Annotated in this window: 10 protein-coding genes; 6 read left to right on the top strand and 4 right to left on the bottom strand. The window is 71.5% G+C overall.

Annotated features, from left to right (window positions below; all coding sequences use genetic code 11):
* The 4 genes from IE177_RS23360 to IE177_RS23345 all read left to right on the top strand — a co-directional run.
* On the top strand, window positions 1-556 hold a 556-nt coding region (locus IE177_RS23360; RefSeq protein ID WP_190017341.1), incomplete at its 5' end, for a (Fe-S)-binding protein.
* Between the two features lie 100 nt (window positions 557-656).
* Window positions 657-1,007 carry a hypothetical protein gene (locus IE177_RS23355; RefSeq protein WP_190017340.1) on the top strand — a complete coding sequence of 117 codons (351 nt, stop codon included), beginning with the start codon at window positions 657-659 and terminating at the stop codon, window positions 1,005-1,007.
* Window positions 1,008-1,099: 92 nt separating this feature from the next.
* Window positions 1,100-1,783 carry a HEAT repeat domain-containing protein gene (locus IE177_RS23350; RefSeq protein WP_229816231.1) on the top strand — a complete coding sequence of 228 codons (684 nt, stop codon included), beginning with the start codon at window positions 1,100-1,102 and terminating at the stop codon, window positions 1,781-1,783.
* Window positions 1,777-2,814, top strand: a complete 1,038-nt coding sequence (locus IE177_RS23345) for a MerR family transcriptional regulator (protein WP_190017338.1) — start codon at window positions 1,777-1,779, stop codon at window positions 2,812-2,814. Before IE177_RS23350 ends, IE177_RS23345 begins: the two co-directional genes overlap by 7 nt.
* Before the next feature lie 81 nt (window positions 2,815-2,895).
* On the opposite strand, the gene IE177_RS23340 is transcribed toward IE177_RS23345, so the two are convergent.
* Together IE177_RS23340 and IE177_RS23335 are read right to left on the bottom strand one after the other, a co-directional pair.
* Window positions 2,896-4,425 carry a helix-turn-helix domain-containing protein gene (locus IE177_RS23340; protein WP_190017337.1) on the bottom strand — a complete coding sequence of 510 codons (1,530 nt, stop codon included), beginning with the start codon at window positions 4,423-4,425 and terminating at the stop codon, window positions 2,896-2,898.
* 64 nt (window positions 4,426-4,489) lie between these two features.
* Window positions 4,490-4,687, bottom strand: a complete 198-nt coding sequence (locus tag IE177_RS23335) for a DUF4236 domain-containing protein (protein WP_190017336.1) — start codon at window positions 4,685-4,687, stop codon at window positions 4,490-4,492.
* Window positions 4,688-5,040: 353 nt separating this feature from the next.
* Between IE177_RS23335 and IE177_RS23330 the strand changes: the two genes are divergently transcribed.
* A complete protein-coding gene (locus IE177_RS23330; protein ID WP_308431588.1) occupies window positions 5,041-7,836 on the top strand; it encodes an aconitate hydratase in 2,796 nt (931 codons plus the stop codon).
* Between the two features lie 160 nt (window positions 7,837-7,996).
* Here IE177_RS23330 and IE177_RS23325 read toward each other — a convergent pair whose 3' ends face one another.
* Complete coding sequence (locus IE177_RS23325; RefSeq protein WP_190017334.1) at window positions 7,997-10,687, bottom strand: SpoIIE family protein phosphatase; 2,691 nt, start codon at window positions 10,685-10,687, stop codon at window positions 7,997-7,999.
* Window positions 10,688-10,988: 301 nt separating this feature from the next.
* Between IE177_RS23325 and IE177_RS23320 the strand changes: the two genes are divergently transcribed.
* Entirely contained in the window at window positions 10,989-14,258 is a 3,270-nt protein-coding gene (locus tag IE177_RS23320) for a GH92 family glycosyl hydrolase (RefSeq protein ID WP_190017333.1), read from the top strand.
* A gap of 56 nt (window positions 14,259-14,314) precedes the next feature.
* Here the strand turns inward: IE177_RS23320 and IE177_RS23315 are convergent, their stop codons facing one another.
* Entirely contained in the window at window positions 14,315-18,118 is a 3,804-nt protein-coding gene (locus tag IE177_RS23315; protein WP_229816230.1) for a GH92 family glycosyl hydrolase, read from the bottom strand.
* Window positions 18,119-18,264: the final 146 nt, after the last annotated feature.

Raw genomic sequence — 18,264 nt, 5'->3', positions numbered from 1 at the left:
CGAGTACCCGCAGCTCGGCGGCGACTACGAGGTCATCCACCACACCCAGCTGCTGCAGTACCTCGTCGACGAGGGCAAGCTCGTCCCCGTCACCCCGGTCGAGGGCATCATCACCTACCACGACCCCTGCTACCTGGGCCGCCACAACAAGATCTACACGCCGCCGCGCGAGATCATCGGCAAGGTCCCTGGCCTGCGCAACGAGGAGATGCACCGCCACAAGGAACGCGGCTTCTGCTGCGGCGCCGGCGGCGCCCGGATGTGGATGGAGGAGCGCATCGGCAAGCGCATCAACAACGAGCGCGTCGACGAGGCCCTCTCCCTCAACCCGGACATCGTCTCCACCGCCTGCCCGTTCTGCCTGGTCATGCTGACCGACTCGGTCAACGGCAAGAAGGCTGCGGCTGAAAGCGGCTCCGCCGCGGGCGGCGTCGCGAAGGAATCCATCCAGGTCGTCGACGTCGCCCAGCTCCTGCTGGACTCCGTCAGGACCCCCCTCGACCCGGCCGGCGAGACCGAGACCGAGACCGCACCCGAACCCGAACCGGTGAAGTAACACCACCACCGGCCCGACGACGCCCCCTGACCCGCACAGGCAGGGGGCGCCGTGATCACTGCCGGCGGGGGCGGCCGAACGAGAGCACTGAGAAGGTGAGATGAGCCCCGGGGAACGCTCGGAGCGGACGCGCAACGGGTACGCGAAGGACTGGGCCGTCTGGTCGGCCTTCTGCGCGGAGACCGGCCTGCCCCTGTCGGCGGTCACCTCCAGCAGCCTGGTCCGCTTCGTCGAATGGCTGTGGACCCAGCCGGGATGGACCGACGGCACCCGCACGGCCCCCTCGACCATCGACCGCCGTCTCGCCGGAACCGTGGTGACCGCCCGCACCGAGCACGGCGTCACGGTGGAACGGAACGTCGCGCGCGACGCGCGGCGGAGACTGAGGCAACTGGTCGAGCAGATGGAGGACAGCGCCGAGACACGGGGCCGCGGCCCCTGGCCCTGGTGACCTGCTTGACCTTGACACGCTGAGAAGGTGTCTCCTGGGCGCAGGAGGTGGTCCCGATCGACACGGCAAACGGATCCCCGCAGAACACCCGTATGGCCGGCGCGCTGAGCGCCGGGGACTCGTCGGCCCGGCTGCAGGCGGCCCTGGCGGCCGGCTCGAACCCCGACGCCGGCCTGCTGGAGACGCTCGTGGAGCGGTGCGCGGTCGAGCCGGACTTCTTCGTGCGGGACATGCTGTCCTGGGCGCTGACCCGCCTCCCGCCGGAGATCACCCTGCCCCGGCTCCGCCGGGAACTCGAATCCGAGCGAACTCAGGCCCGCGGTCAGGCTCTGCACACGCTCTCCAAGATCGGCGACAGGAGCGCGTGGGCCTGGATCACGCGCGACGCGCTGCGCGACAGGGAGGACGACGTCGCGCGGACCGCGTGGCGCGTGGCGGTCGTCCTCGTGCCCGAGGACCAGAAGAAGGACCTGGCCGAGGAACTGGTCCTGCAACTCGGCCGCGGCGACCGCGACGTGCGGCTCAGCCTGAGCCGGGCCCTCGTCGACCTCGGTGACGTGACCGGGCCCGCCCTGGAGAAGGCCGCGACGCACACCGACCCGGCGGTGGCAGCGCACGCTCGTGCCACGCAGCTGCTGCGGCGGAATCCGGAGACCGGTTTCGACGCGGCCGTCGAAGAGGCGAAGCGAGTCGCCGCACTCGGCCCGCAACGAGCCGGCGCCGGCGCCGAGAAGAGCGTCGGGGCCGCGAACGCCGAGGAGACCGCACGGTGCTGATCGGCGAGGTGGCCCGCCGCTCGGGAGTGAGCCCCCGGATGCTGCGGCACTACGACGCCCTGGGACTGGTGCGGCCGACCGGTCGCAGCGTCGGCGGCTACCGCGAGTACTCCGCCGAGGACGTCCGCAGGATCTTCCACGTGGAGAGCCTCCGGTCCCTCGGGCTCTCCCTCAAGCAGATCGGACGCGCCCTCCAGGACCCGGAGTTCACGCCGTCCGCCCTGGTCGGCGACCTCATCCGGTGGACGGAGGACCGCCTGGAGCGGGAACGCGAACTGCTCCAGCGGCTCCGCGCCGTCGACGCGTCGGCGCCCACCGGCTGGCAGGACGTCCTGCGCATCGTCGAGCTCATGCAGGGGCTCGACTCGAACAGTGCCGCGCGCAGGCAGCAGGCCGCGCTGGCTCGGCCGGAGGGGGTGGCGGCGTCCGCCGGGCTGCTGGCCCGGGCGATCCTGACGGAATCCGATCCCAACGTCGCTGGCGCCCTGCGCTGGGCGCTCGCGCGCTCGGGCGGCGACGGCGTGGCGGCACTGGCCGCCGGCGCGCACTCCAAGGACGCCGCCGTCCGCCGGCGCGCGGTGCCGGCGATCGCCGAGATGTCCGGGGCACCGGGTGCGGCCGAGGCGCTCGCGGACGCGCTCGGGGACCCGGACCCGACGGTGCGCGGGTGCGCGGCTCTCGCGCTGGGCAGGCGCGGCGTGACCGCGACCGTGCCGGCACTCGTCGGCATGGTGGTCGAGGGCTCCAACGACGTCGAAGCGGCTGAGGTCCTGGGAACGCTGTCCCGGGACCCCGGTTGCGCGGACCGCGTGATGGCCGCGCTGACGGCCGAACTCGCCGCGCCCACCGCGGACTCCGCGACGCGGATACGCCTGACCCAGGCACTGGTCGAGCTGCCGGGGACCACCGTGCGGGAGGTCCTGGGCCGACTGGCCCACGACGACGACCACGCCGTGGCCCTCGTCGCCTCGGCCTTCGTCAGGGTCCTCGACGAGCGGTCTGCCGACGCCCGGGACGGCGAGGACCGCTGAAGGCACGGTCCCGACAGGTAACGGCGACGAGTCCGGACCGGCACTTGCCACCACCCCGGCGCGAGCCGCGTCAGCCGTTGCTCAGATGTCCCGGAAGATCTCGATCTGTGCTCCGATCGAGTTCAGGCGTTCCGCCAGGTCCTCGTAACCGCGGTTGATGACGTAGACGTTGCGGAGCACCGACGTGCCCTCGGCCGCCATCATCGCCAGCAGGACGACGACCGCGGGGCGCAGGGCCGGCGGGCACATCATCTCGGCGGCGCGCCAGCGGGTCGGGCCCTCGACCAGTACCCGGTGCGGGTCGAGGAGCTGGAGGCGGCCGCCGAGGCGGTTGAGGTCGGTCAGGTAGATCGCGCGGTTGTCGTAGACCCAGTCGTGGATCAGGGTCTGGCCGGAGGCCACCGCCGCGATCGCCGCGAAGAACGGGACGTTGTCGATGTTCAGGCCCGGGAAGGGCATGGGGTGGATCTTGTCGATCGGCGCCTCCAGCTTGGAGGGGCGGACCGTGAGGTCGACCAGGCGGGTGCGGCCGTTGTCCGCGAAGTACTCGGGGCTGCGGTCGTGGTCGAGGCCCATCTCCTCCAGGACCGCGAGCTCGATCTCCAGGAACTCGATCGGCACCCGGCGCACCGTCAGTTCGGACTCGGTCACGACGGCGGCGGCCAGCAGGCTCATCGCCTCGACCGGGTCCTCGGAGGGGGAGTAGTCCACGTCGACGTCGATGTTCGGCACGCCGTGCACGGTGAGCGTGGTGGTGCCGATGCCCTCCACCCGGACGCCCAGCGCCTCCAGGAAGAAGCACAGGTCCTGGACCATGTAGTTGGAGGAGGCGTTGCGGATGACGGTCACGCCGTCGTGCCGGGCGGCGGCCAGCAGCGCGTTCTCGGTCACCGTGTCGCCGCGCTCGGTCAGGACGATCGGGCGGTCCGGGCGCACCGCGCGGTCCACCTGCGCGTGGTACTGGCCCTCGGTGGCCGCGACGTCCAGGCCGAACCGGCGCAGCGCGATCATGTGCGGCTCGATGGTCCGGGTGCCGAGGTCGCAGCCGCCGGCGTACGGCAGTTTGAAGCGGTCCATGCGGTGCAGCAGCGGACCGAGGAACATGATGATCGAGCGGGTGCGTACGGCGGCCTCCGCGTCGATGGCCGCCATCTCCAGCTCGGCGGGCGGGACCAGCTCCAGGTCGACGCCGTCGTTGATCCAGCGGGTGCGCACGCCGATGGAGTTGAGCACCTCCAGAAGGCGGTACACCTCCTCGATGCGCGCCACCCGGCGCAGCACCGTGCGCCCCTTGTTCAGCAGCGAGGCGCACAGCAGGGCCACGCACGCGTTCTTGCTGGTCTTCACGTCGATGGCGCCCGACAGGCGACGGCCGCCGACGACGCGCAGATGCATCGGTCCCGCGTAGCCCAGCGACACGATCTCGCTGTCCAGGGCCTCACCGATTCGGGCGATCATCTCAAGGCTGATGTTCTGGTTCCCGCGCTCGATGCGGTTGACCGCGCTCTGGCTGGTGCCGAGCGCCTCCGCGAGCTGCGCCTGTGTCCAGCCCCGGTGTTGCCGGGCGTCACGGATGAGCTTGCCGATGCGTACGAGGTAGTCGTCTGCCATGGGGCTGAGGTTATCTCAGATATGAGATGGCGCCTCCTGGGGGGTCCGTTCGGGTGATGCCCCGTCAATCCCCCCTGGTCGTGCGGGTGCGACGCCACCCGAAAGGTCCGGGCAAATCCATCGATGTCGTACGTCGTCCGGTGCTGCTGCGAGTGTGTCGCGGGCCGTTCCCGCCACCGGTGGTGATGGACCAGGAGTGCCGGTTGATGTTCAGCCGTACCCCGGGCAGGATCCGGAAGCTCTTGCGGAAAGTGAGCGGCATGGACGCCTCCTTCGTCGGTCTGCGGGCCGGGTGCCGCTCAACTCGGTTACCCCGTGCGCGCGCGGAGATGGCCGGCGGGCGCGGGGAGGTGCCCGGTGTGCGCCCCCGCGTCCCGCGGGGGAGGCTTCGCTGTGGCGGAGGCCACCGGAAATCGGCGGGGCCGGATCCGGCCGGACATGACCAGCCGGTCCCCATGTACTAGAGTTATCTCGACATCGAGATATCTGCCGAGGCGCCCCGTGGCCGCCACTCCAGTAAGGGTTACCTAACTTAGCCTTACCTCAGCGGGATGGCGAAACCGGCGTGGCGGCAGGATTGACGGTGGTACGCGCACATCAATGAAGGAGACTGTCGTGTCGGCGAACAGCTTCGACGCCCGCAGCACGCTGCAGGTGGGCGACGAGTCGTACGAGATCTTCCGGCTGGACAAGGTGGAGGGCTCGGCCCGGCTGCCGTACAGCCTCAAGGTCCTGCTGGAGAACCTGCTCCGCACGGAGGACGGCGCGAACATCACCGCCGACCACATCCGCGCCCTCGGCGGCTGGGACTCGCAGGCCCAGCCCAGCCAGGAGATCCAGTTCACGCCGGCCCGCGTGATCATGCAGGACTTCACCGGCGTCCCCTGCGTCGTGGACCTCGCGACCATGCGTGAGGCCGTGAAGGAGCTGGGCGGCGACCCGGCGAAGATCAACCCGCTGGCGCCGGCCGAGCTGGTCATCGACCACTCCGTCATCGCCGACAAGTTCGGCACGAACGACGCCTTCAAGCAGAACGTCGAGCTGGAGTACGGCCGCAACAAGGAGCGCTACCAGTTCCTGCGCTGGGGCCAGACCGCCTTCGACGAGTTCAAGGTCGTCCCGCCGGGCACCGGCATCGTGCACCAGGTGAACATCGAGCACCTGGCCCGTACGGTCATGGTCCGGGGCGGCCAGGCGTACCCCGACACCCTGGTCGGCACCGACTCGCACACCACGATGGTCAACGGCCTCGGCGTCCTCGGCTGGGGCGTCGGCGGCATCGAGGCCGAGGCCGCCATGCTCGGCCAGCCGGTCTCCATGCTCATCCCGCGCGTGGTCGGCTTCAAGCTCACCGGTGAGCTGCAGCCGGGCACGACGGCCACGGACCTCGTGCTCACCATCACCGAGATGCTCCGCAAGCACGGTGTGGTCGGCAAGTTCGTCGAGTTCTACGGCGAGGGCGTCGCCGCCACCTCCCTGGCCAACCGCGCCACCATCGGCAACATGTCGCCGGAGTTCGGCTCCACCGCCGCGATCTTCCCGATCGACGACGAGACCCTGAACTACCTGCGCCTGACCGGCCGCTCCCACCAGCAGGTGGCGCTCGTCGAGGCGTACGCCAAGGAGCAGGGCCTCTGGCTGGACCCGAAGGCCGAGCCGGACTTCTCCGAGAAGCTCGAGCTGGACCTGTCCACCGTCGTGCCGTCCATCGCCGGCCCGAAGCGCCCGCAGGACCGCATCGTCCTCGCCGAGGCCGCCCAGCAGTTCGCCAAGGACGTCCTCAACTACGTCGAGGCCCCCGTCGCCCAGACGCCGGCCGCCGCCTCCTCCGTGGTCGACGAGGCGAGCGCCGAGTCCTTCCCGGCCTCCGACGCCCCGGCCTACGGCCACGAGGACAACGGCGCCGGCGCCCCGCAGCACGGCCAGGGCAACGGCTCCGTCCCGTCGAACCCGGTCCAGGTGACCGCCCCCGACGGCACCACCTACGAGCTGGACCACGGCGCGGTGACGGTCGCGGCCATCACGTCCTGCACCAACACCTCCAACCCGTACGTCATGGTCGCCGCCGCCCTGGTGGCCAAGAAGGCGGTCGAGAAGGGCCTGACCCGCAAGCCGTGGGTCAAGACCACCCTCGCCCCGGGCTCCAAGGTCGTCACCGACTACTTCGAGAAGGCGGGCCTGACCCCCTACCTCGACAAGGTCGGCTTCAACCTGGTCGGCTACGGCTGCACCACCTGCATCGGCAACTCCGGCCCGCTGCCGGAGGAGGTCTCCAAGGCCGTCAACGACAACGACCTCGCCGTCACCTCGGTCCTCTCCGGCAACCGGAACTTCGAGGGCCGCATCAACCCCGACGTCAAGATGAACTACCTGGCGTCCCCGCCGCTGGTCGTGGCGTACGCCCTCGCCGGTTCCATGAAGGTGGACATCACCCGTGAGGCGCTGGGCACCGACACCGACGGGAACCCGGTCTTCCTGAAGGACATCTGGCCCTCCGAGGCCGAGGTCAACGACGTCGTCGCCAACGCCATCGGCGAGGACATGTTCGCCAAGTCCTACAGCGACGTCTTCGCCGGCGACGCCCAGTGGCAGTCCCTCCCGGTCCCGACCGGCAACACCTTCGAGTGGGACGCGGAGTCCACCTACGTCCGCAAGCCCCCGTACTTCGAGGGCATGGGCATGGAGCCGGCCCCGGTCGAGGACATCGCCGGCGCCCGCGTGCTCGCCAAGCTGGGCGACTCGGTCACCACCGACCACATCTCCCCGGCCGGTGCCATCAAGGCCGACACCCCGGCCGGCAAGTACCTCACGGAGCACGGCGTCGAGCGCCGCGACTTCAACAGCTACGGCTCCCGCCGCGGCAACCACGAGGTCATGATCCGCGGCACGTTCGCCAACATCCGCCTGCGCAACCAGATCGCGCCGGGCACCGAGGGCGGCTACACCCGCGACTTCACCCAGGCCGACGCGCCGGTGTCGTTCATCTACGACGCCTCCCGCAACTACATCGAGCAGGGCATCCCGCTGGTCGTCCTGGCCGGCAAGGAGTACGGCTCCGGCTCGTCCCGCGACTGGGCCGCCAAGGGCACCGCGCTGCTCGGCGTCAAGGCCGTCATCGCCGAGTCCTACGAGCGCATCCACCGCTCGAACCTCATCGGCATGGGCGTCCTGCCGCTGCAGTTCCCGGAGGGCCAGTCGGCCGACTCCCTCGGCCTGACCGGTGAGGAGACCTTCTCCTTCACCGGCGTCGAGGAGCTGAACAACGGCACCACGCCGCGCACGGTCAAGGTCACCACCGACACCGGGGTCGAGTTCGACGCGGTCGTCCGCATCGACACCCCCGGTGAGGCCGACTACTACCGCAACGGCGGCATCATGCAGTACGTGCTGCGCAGCCTGATCCGCAAGTAGGCGGCACGCCGATCCGCGCGTAGCGGCACCCGGCGGCAGAGGGCCGCACCCCCGGCACCGGGGGTGCGGCCCTTCGCCGTGCCGTCCGGGTGTCCCGGCCGTGCCGTCCGGGTGTCCCGGCCGTGCCGTCCGGGTGTCCCGGCCGCGTCGGCCGGCCCGCTCAGTCCGGAAGGATCTCCGCCAGGTCCGGGACCGCCAGTTCCGCCCAGATCACCTTGCCCTGCGGGGTGTACCGGGTGCCCCAGCGCTCCGCCAGCTGGGAGACGAGGAAGAGGCCCCGGCCTCCCTCGTCGGTCGTCGCGGCGTAGCGCAGGTGCGGCGAGGTGCTGCTGCCGTCGGCCACCTCGCAGACCAGGGAGCGGTCGTAGATCAGCCGTACGTGGATCGGATCCGAGCCGTAGCGGATGGCGTTGGTGATCAGCTCGCTCAGCACGAGTTCCATGCCGAAGCCCAGCTCGGCCAGGCCCCACTCCTCCAGCTTGCCGGACACCGCCAGCCGCATCCCCGACACGGCCGCCGGGTCGCGCGGCACGTCCCAGTCGGCGATGCGGTCGGCGGGCAGCGCCCGGGTGCGGGCGATGAGCAGGGCGACGTCGTCCCGGGGCCGCTCGGGCAGCAGGTCGGCCAGCACCGCCCGGCAGCTCTCCTCCGGCGGCCGGTCGGGGTGCCCCGCCAGCGACCGGCGCAGCAGCTCCAGCCCCACGTCCAGGTCGCGGGCGCGGTCCTCGACGAGGCCGTCGGTGTACAGCACGAGCTGGCTGCCCTCGGCCAGCTCCAGCTCGGCCGTCTGGAACGGCATGCCGCCCAGGCCCAGCGGGGGTCCCGCGGGCACCTCGGGGAAGACGGCGCTGCCGTCGGGGTGGACCAGCGCGGGCGCCAGGTGTCCCGCGCGCGCCATGGCACAGCGGCGCGTCACCGGGTCGTAGATCGCGTACAGGCAGGTGGCGCCGACGATCTCGGCCGACTCCGAACACGCCTCGTTCTGGTCGATGCGGCCGACGAGGTCGTCCAGGTGGCCGAGCAGTTCGTCGGGAGGCAGGTCGAGAGTGGAGAAGTTGTGCACCGCGGTGCGCAGCCGGCCCATCGTCGCGGCGGCGTGCAGCCCGTGCCCGACCACGTCGCCGACGGCCAGCGCCACCCGGCTGCCCGGCAGTGGGATCACGTCGAACCAGTCACCGCTGACGCCGGACTGCGCGGGGAGGTAGCGGTAGCCGACCTCCAGGGCGCTCTGCTCGGGCAGCGCCCGTGGCAGCAGGCTGCGCTGCAGCGTGACCGCCAGCGCGTGCTCGCGGGTGTAGCGGCGGGCGTTGTCGATGCTGACCGCCGAGCGGGCCACCAGCTCCTCCGCCAGCGACAGCTCCTCCTCGTCGAAGGGGTCCCGCTTGGAACGGTAGAAGTTGGCCATGCCCAGGATGACGCCGCGGGCCTTGATCGGGGCGGCGATGAGCGAGTGGATGCCGTAGTCCAGGATCCTGCGGGTGCGCTGCGGGTCCTGCACGTGCCAGCCCCGCGCGGTCGACAGGTCGCTCACCAGCTCGGACCGGCCGGCGCCGTAGCCGCGGGCCTGGGGGGTGGAGGGCAGGAAGTCGATCAGCCGGCCCTGCTCGTAGAGCGGGTGGTCGTCCCGGATGCCGCGCACCACCACGCGCCGCATGTCGGTCGCGGTGGGGGCGGGCTCCTCGCCGTGCAGCACGGCGTCGGACAGGTCCACGGTGACGAAGTCGGCGAAGCGGGGGACGGCGACCTCCGCCAGCTCGTCGGCGGTGCGGACCACGTCGAGACTGGTGCCGATGCCGAGGCCCGCGTCGTACAGCAGCTCCAGCCGCTCCCTGGCGACCTCCGCGCGGCCGGAGACCGTCTGCAGCTCGGTGGAGTCGCGGAGGGTCACCACGGTCCCCCTGGGGCCGCCGCCGCGGTCCGTGGGCCGCTGGTTGACCGCCAGCAGCCGCCCTCCGGCGAAGTGGACCTCGTCGTTGGCCTCCCGCCCGGAGACGAGCAGCTCCACCGTCGCCGGGTCGAGGTCGGTCAGCTCGCGCACGTTGCGTCCCTCGGCGTCGGGAGGCAGGTCCAGCAGGCGTCTGGCCTCGTCGTTGGCGAGCAGCAGCCGCCTGTCGTCGTCGATGATGAGCACGCCCTCGCGCACCGAGTGCAGCACCGCGTCGTGGTGCTCGTACATGCGCCTCATCTCGGCCGGGGCCAGGCTGTGGGTCTGCCGCCGCAGCCGCCTGCCCACCAGAGCCGTGCCGCCGGTCGACACCACGAGCGCTCCCGCCCCGGCGCCCAGGATGATCGGCAGCTGCCGGTCCAGCTCGCTGGTGACGTGCTTGACCTTCAGCCCGGCGGAGACGAGCGCGGTGACGTGGCCGTCGGTGTCCTTGACGGGAACCGTCGCCTGCACCTCGTGGCCGAGCGGGCCGTGCACGCTCTCCGTGTAGACCTTGCCCGCCAGCGAGGGCTCGATCCGGCCGACGAACCGCTTGCCGATCCGGCTGGGTATCGGATGGGTGTAGCGAATGCCCTTGGTGTCCATCACCACGATGAAGTCGACGCCCGCGGTCTTGCGGCCCGCCTCGGTCAGCGGCTGGAGGACCTTGGAGGGATCGGGGCTCTGGAGCGCCTGGAGCATGCCCGGGGAGTGGGCGAAGGTCTGGGCGACGGCTATCGACCGGCGCCGTGCCTCGGTGCTGGTGTCCCGGCTCGACTGCAGGACCAGGGCGAGGACTGCGCAGAACACGAGCAGTACCACCAGCGCCACTTGGAGCAGGAAGACCTGCCCGGCAACGCTCCGCGGGCCCTTGCCGATCACAGAACGCCAAGCGAGACGTCTGAATCGGGCAAACATGTCCGACATGCGCCCTTTGTAGCATCGGCGTTTCCCGGATGGCTACGCCTGTTCCACGAGATGGACGGGGAAGACTGCGTGGCTTGTGCGCCGCGAGGTGCGCGACAACGTTGTCTGATTGGTCTGTACATGACTCTACCGTCCTAACCGACAACGATGTCAACCCACTTGGCGCAACCGCCGGAACGATTCATCGGGCGCCCGCGCGCGCCGGGGCGGTCTTCCGCGGTACCGCCGGCGCACGCTACTGTCCCTGCGGCTTGTGCGACCCGTGGTGCGCGACCCGTCCGTCAGGAGGAAGGGCCGCGCCATGCGTATCCGACCGATGTCCCTGCTGCTGGCCGCGCTCCTCGCGGCCGGCGGCACCTCAGCACCCGCCGTCGCGGCGACCGCCGGTCCGCCGGGCCTCGTCAAGGACCCCACGCCCTACGTCGATCCGCTGATCGGCACCAGGAACGGCGGCAACGTCTTCCCGGGCGCCGTCGTGCCGTTCGGCATGCTCTCCTGGAGCCCGGAGAACACCCGCGGCGACGCCACCAGAACCGCCGCGCCCGGCGGCTACCAGTACGACGCCACCCGCGTCCGCGGCTTCAGCCTGACCCACATGTCCGGCACCGGATGCGCGGGCGGCAGCGGCGACATCCCCTTCTTCCCGTACTCCGGCGAGGTCACCTCCTCACCGGCGAGCGACACCGAGGACGCCGTCTACGCGTCGGACTTCACCCACGCCGACGAGACCGCCGAACCCGGCCACTACCGGGTGGGCCTGGCCTCCGGCGTCACCGCCGACCTCACCGCCACCGCGCGCACCGGCTCGGCCCGCTTCACCTTCCCCTCCGGCAGGCCCGCGTCGCTGCTGGTGCGCACCGCGAACTCCGAGGTCGGATCCGAGGACTCGACGGTCACCGTCGACCCCGGCACCCGGACGATCTCCGGCTCCGTCACCTCCGGGAACTTCTGCGGCTACCTCGATCCCGAGGGCCGGCGCTCCTACTACACCCTGCACTTCACCGCCCGCTTCGACCGCGCCTTCGAGGCGACGGGCACCTGGCGGGACGACCGGCTGGACCCCGGCTCCACCAGGGCGTCCGGCGGCACCGGCGGCTTCTCGCACGGCGGGCGGCCCGTCGCGGGCAAGGGCGCGGGCGCCTACGTGCGGTTCGCGCCCGGCGACGGCCCGGTGAACGTGAAGGTCGGCATCTCCTACGTCAGCCGGGAGGCCGCCGAGGCGAACCTCGCCGCCGAGAACCCGCCCGGCCGCTCCTTCGACGCCGTCCGGGAGGCGGCCCGCCGCGCCTGGCGTGAGCGCCTCGGCGCCGTCCGGGTCGGCGGCGGCACGGACGCCGAGCGCACCACCTTCTACACGGCGCTGTACCACGCGCTGCTGCACCCGAACGTCATCAGCGACGCCGACGGCCGCTACCGGGGCGGCGACGGCGAGGTCCACCGGGTCGGCCGCGGCCACCGCGCCCAGTACGGCACCTTCTCCGGCTGGGACGTCTACCGCGACCAGGTGCAGCTCCTCACCCTGCTCGACCCGCGCACCGGCTCCGACATCGCCCAGTCGCTCTACGCGCTCGCCGGGCAGAACGGCGGCGTCTGGGACCGCTGGCTGCACGGGGCGAGCGGCACCCACGTCATGAACGGCGACCCCGCACCGACCGCGCTGGCCGGCATCCGCGCCTTCGGCGGCACCGGCTTCGACCTGAAGGGCGCCCTGCACTCCCTCGTCCGGGCAGCCACCGTGCCGACCGAGCGGGATCTGTCGGCGGCCGGCAAACCCGTGCTCTCGGTGGGTCAGCGCCCGTCGCTGGACAAGTACCTGAAGCTGCACTACATGCCCAGCGTGTCCAACGCCTGGGGCGGCGCGGCCGAGACCCTGGAGATGTCCACGGCCGACTTCTCCCTCTCCCAGCTCGCGCGCGCGGCGGGGGAGAAGGACACCGCGGCCGCCTTCGCCCGCCGCGCCCAGTGGTGGCAGAACAACTTCGACGTCGCGGCACATCCGAGCGGCGGGTACATCGCCGACCGCAAGGCCGACGGCAGCTGGGTCACCGGCTTCACCCCCGGCACCGGCACCGGCTTCGTCGAGGGCTCGGCCGCCCAGTACACCTGGATGGTCCCGCACGACCCGGCGGGCCTGTTCGCGGCGCTGGGCGGCCGGGACCGGGTCCTCGCCCGGCTGGACGACTTCTTCCACGACGCCGGCGGCGGCTGGGCCCTCACCGGCCACGGCGGCACCAAGTCCGAGCTGGACAACGAGCCGTCGATCAACGTGCCCTACCTGTACGCCTACGCGGGCGCCCCGTACCGCACGCAGGAGACCGTCCGCGCGGCGATGCGGCAGCTGTGGTCCGCGCGGCCCGGCGGCATCCCCGGCAACGACGACCTCGGCGCGATGTCGTCCTGGTACGTCTTCTCGGCGCTCGGCATGTACCCGCAGGTGCCGTCGCGCGCCGAACTGGTCCTCGCCTCACCCCTGTTCGAGCGCGTGGAGATCCACCGGCCCCGGGGCAACGACATCTCCGTCCACGCGACCGGAGCGGCGGCCGACGCGCCGTACGTGCGGTCCCTGAAGGTCGACGGCCGCTCCAGTGACCGTCCCTGGCTGCCCGCGTCCTTCGTCCGGGACGGCGGCCGCCTCGACTACACGCTGTCCGCCACCCCGGACCGCACCTGGGGGGCGGACAGCCCGCCGCCGTCCTTCCGGGAGGGCGAGCAGCCGTACCAGATCGGCGTCGGGCCGACCGCCGCCACACTCGCGCCCGGTGACAGCACCACGATCGGCGTCCGCGCGCTGTCGCTGGACGGCGGCACGGGCCCCGAGGTCCGCTTCCGGGTTCAGACCCCGGACGGCGTCACGGCCACTCCCGCCGAGGGCACGGTGACCGACGGCGCCCGGGAGATCACCCTGACCGCGGCGCGGGACGCCCGGCAGGGCTTCGCCGACGTCGAGGTCACGGTCACCTCGGGCGGCACGTCCTACCGGCAGCCGGTCCGGCTCACCGTGGCCGCTCCCGGCACCCTGCTCGCCGCCTACGACAACACCGGCGTCTCCGACGACACGGGCGACCACGACGAGGCGGACTACGACGGCGGCGGCTGGAGCTACTCGCGCCAGGCCCTCGCCGCGGCCGGTCTGACCCCGGGCGGGCGGGGCACCGTGGACGGCCTGGCCTTCACCTGGCCCGACTCGCCCGCCGGCCGCCCGGACAACGCCTCGGCGGCCGGCCAGACCATCGAACTGCCCAGTCCCGCACAGAGGTTGTCGTTCGTCGGCAGCGCGGTCAACGGCAACCGGCGGTCCGAGGCGACCGTCACCTACACCGACGGCACCACGGCAACCGTCGGCCTGTCCTTCACCGACTGGACCGTCGGCGGCGGAGGCGGCACCGTCCAGTACGGCAACGAGGTCGTGGCCAGGACCGCCTACCGCAATGTCGCCGGCGCGGACAAGGACCCGGTGGCGACCTACGTCTTCGCCACCGAGCCGTTCGCGGCGCCGGCCGGCAAGGCCATCAGGAGCGTCCGGCTCCCGCGCGACGCCGATCTGCACGTGTTCACCCTCGCCACCGGCTGAGCCCAGCCATGACAAGGGGGCGGACCGGACGGGCCCGCCCCCTTCGCCGTGCCGGGTCAGGCCAGCAGCTCCACCTCCGCCAGCGTCGACTCACCGTCCAGGACCAGCCGGAACTTCGTGCAGGTCCGGGGCGCGGCGACGGTGAAGGCCCGGGTCTGGCGGTCCCAGGTGAACGTCTCGCCGGAGCGGTGGTCCAGGGTCTGCCAGGTCGTGCCGTCCGCCGAGCCCTGCAACGTCCAGCCGGCCGGCGCCTTCGTGCGGTCCGCCGAGGAGGTCAGCGTGTACTGCACCGGCCGGACGGCACCACCGGCCGGCAGGTCCACCGAGGTGACCGTGGCGCTCGTCGCCGAGGTGTCGTCGAACAGGGCGCCGTCCCCCTTGAGGACGTCCGCGCGCGGCGACGGCACCTTGTCGTCCCGGGTGACGGACACCGGAGCCGCGTCCTTGCCCGTGCCCCACGCCGACGGCTCGGGCCCCATGGCGAACTCCAGCACGCCGCCCCGGGCCAGCAGCGAGTGCGGCAGCGACGTGGACCTCCAGGGGCGGCCGTTGAGCTTCACACCCTGGACGTACACGTTCTTCGCGCTGTTCCCGGGCGCCTTCACCACCAGGTCCCGCCCGTTCTCCAGGTGCACGGTCACCTGCTTGAACAGCGGGGAGCCGATGGAGTACTCACCGCTGCCCATCACCAGCGGGTAGAAGCCGAGCGCGGAGAAGAGGTACCAGCCCGACTGCTCGCCGTTGTCCTCGTCGCCGTGGTAGCCCTGCCCGATCTCGCTGCCGGTGTAGAGGCGGGCGAGCGCCTCGCGTGCGTACGCCTGCGCCTTCCACGGCTCGCCGGCCGCGTCGTACATGTAGATCACGTGGTGCGCGACCTGGTTGGAGTGGCCGTACATGCCCATGCGGACGTCCCGCGCCTCGGTCATCTCGTGGATGACACCGCCGTAGGAGCCGACGTAGTCCGGGGAGGCCGTCTCGGGCGTGGCGAAGTACTCGTCGAGCTTGTCCGCGAGGCCCTGGCGGCCGCCGTACAGGTTGGCCAGGCCACGGCTGTCCTGCGGGGCGGTGAAGGCGTAGCCCCAGCCGTTGGTCTCCGTGTAGTCGTAGCCCCACACGCGCGGGTCGTACTTCGCGGAGTCCACGCGCCAGGCGCCCCTGGCGTCGCGGCCCTGGAAGAAGCCCGCCCCGGCGTCGAAGAGGTTCACGTAGTCACGGGCGCGGTTGAGGAAGTACTGCGACTCCTCCCGGTAGCGCTTCTCGCCGGTCTTCTCGTACAGGGCCTGGCCCATCCGCGCGATGCCGTAGTCGTTGACGTAGCCCTCCATCGCCCACGACAGGCCCTCGTGCGTGTCGGTGCTGGTCCAGCCGAGGAACGGCGAGGTGCTCATGCCCTTGCGTCCGACTCCGGAGGACGGGGGGACGACCGTGGCGTTCTTGACCGCCGCGTCGTAGGCCGCCTTCGCGTCGAACTTCACGCCCTTGACGTACGCGTCGGCGAACGCCACGTCCGAGGAGGTGCCGGTCATCAGGTCGGCGTAACCGGGGGAGGACCAGCGGGAGGTCCAGCCGCCGTCCTTGTACTGCTGCACGAACCCGTCGGCCAACTCGCCCGCCTGCGACGGGGTGAGGAAGGAGTACGCCGGCCAGGTGGTGCGGTAGGTGTCCCAGAAGCCGTTGTTGACGTACACCTTGCCGTCGACGATCTTCGCCCCGGTGTGCGTCGGCGTGTCCGGGCCCGGCATGGGGGAGAAGGGGGAGGCGTAGCGGTCCTCGCCGTCCACCTTCTCGAAGCCCGAGTTCGGGTACAGGTACAGCCGGTACAGCCCGGAGTACAGCGTGGTCAGCTGGTCCGGGGTCGCGCCCTTCACCTCGACCTTGCCGAGCAGCCCGTCCCAGGCCCGCTGGGCCCGCGCCCGCACCGTGGCGAACGCGGTGCCGTCCGGGATCTCCCGTGCCAGGTTGTCCTTCGCCTGGTCGACGCTGATCAGCGAGGTCGCGAGACGCAGCGTGACCGTCCGGCCGGCGCCCGCGTCGAAGCGCAGGAAGCCCTTCACCCCGCTCGACGCGCCGTCCGTCACCGGCCGGTCGAACTCGCCGTACACGAACAGCCGGGTCGCGCCCGTGGACAGGCCCGACTTCACGTCCGAGTAGCCGGTGACGGTCCCGTGCTCCTTGTCGAGCGTCAGGCCCGCCTGCTCGGTGACGTTGTCGAAGACCACGCTCGCGTCGTCACCCGGGTAGGTGAAGCGCAGCATGGCCGCGTGGTCGGTCGGTGTCATCTCCGCCTTGAGACCGTTCTCGAACCGGACCCCGTAGTAGTAGGGCCGCGCGGTCTCGTTCTCGTGCCGGAAGGCCAGCTCGCGCGCCTCCCGGCCGGTGTCCGGGGTGCCGGACGCGGCCGACGGCATCAGCTGGAAGGTCTGCCGGTCGCCCATCCACGGGCTGGGTTCGTGGCTCGCGCTGAACGCCTGCACGGTGGGCAGGTTGTCGTCGTTGTTGGCGCGTGCGTACTCGTACAGCCAGCTCAGCGAGGACGCGTTGGTCACCGGTGTCCAGAAGTTGAAGCCGTGCGGGAGTGCCGTCGCCGGGAAGTCGTTGCCCCGCGAGAAGCTGCCGCTGGAGTTGGTGCCCCGGGTGGTCAGCGCGTAGTCCGACAGGTGCGCCTTCGGCTTCTGGGGAGCCACCCGCCGCAGCGCGATGTCGTCTATCCAGCCCCGGAACTTGGCCGGCCCGTCGGGGGAGTCGTACGCCACGAGGATCCGGTCGACCGTCTTGCCGGCCGCCACCGAACCGATCCGGGAGACCACGTTGTTCCACTGGTTGGTGTAGAGCGTCCTGGAGGCACCCTGACCGCGCGGCGAGAGCGGGAAGCCGTGCTCGTCCAGCGCGCCCAGGCCGCTGAGCGAGGTGCCGTCGGTGAAGACCAGGTCGACGCAGACGTTCGTGGCGTCGTAGTCGCGGTCGCCGTCGGCCATCGAGGGGAAGATCCGGTACGACAGCTGGGTGTCGCCGCCGACCTTCACGTTCACGTCGAAGACCTTGTTGTACGAGTACGCCCGGCCGTCCGCCGTGTGCCGTCCGGCGTAACGCAGGGCACGCCTTCCGGTGAAGCCCGCCCGCGCCTTGGCGGTCGGGGAGCCGCTCGGGCCCTTGTCGACGAGCGTCAGCATGTCCTGCGGGACCGGGCCGCCCCCGCCGCCGGTGGAGAACTGCACGTCGGCGAGTTGCAGGATGTCCGGGGCGCCGTTGTTCCGCGTGACCTCCAGCCGGAAGTGCCGGTACTCGGCCGGCTGGGCCAGGTCGTAGGACTTCGTCTGGAACCGCTCGGAGAAGTTCTCACCCGTCCGGGTGTCGAGGGTCTTCCAGTCCTTGCCGTCGGCGGAGCCCTGGAGGGTCCAGTCCCTCGGGTCGCGCGCGTCGAAGTCGTTGGCCGAGGTGAGCGCGTACGTCACCAGCTTGACGGGCTTGTCCAGGTCGAACTCCGCCCAGCCGGTGGGCTGGAAGGTCAGCCACTTGCTGCCGGGCTCGCCGTCGGCCAGGTTCTCCTTCACCTCACCGGCGCCCGCGTTCTCGCCGCTCGCCCGCACCTCGGTGACGTGGTCGGTCACGCTGCCCGGGATGCCGGTGCTGTAGCCGCCGTCGACTCCCGAGGCCCGCTTGCCGCCGTCCGCCGTGGTGTCGACGGCGTTCAGCCAGTCCGGCGCCGGATCACCGGACTCGAACGAGGATGCGAACTCCTGGCCGGCGACCGGAGCCCTGGCGGGCAGGGCGACCGCCGCGCCCTGCCCGCCCACCGCCATGACAAAGGCGGCCGTGAGGACGACCGCCGGACCCCATGTGTGCCGCGTTCTCCGCTGCATCTACGGATTCCCCTCCTGCGCCGGGCTGAGGACAACGTTGTCAACTTCGTGGCGCAGGAACCAGTAGGTGGTCAAGTGGCCGTTGATGTCAAGGGTGTTGAGCGTGGCATTCAGGGGCTCATGTCGCGACTTTTTCCGGCAGGTCG

Origin of the sequence: Streptomyces lucensis JCM 4490 (genome assembly GCF_014650035.1) — a bacterium.
GTDB classification, from domain to species: domain Bacteria; phylum Actinomycetota; class Actinomycetes; order Streptomycetales; family Streptomycetaceae; genus Streptomyces; species Streptomyces lucensis.
This window is presented reverse-complemented; position numbering and strand designations above follow the sequence as displayed.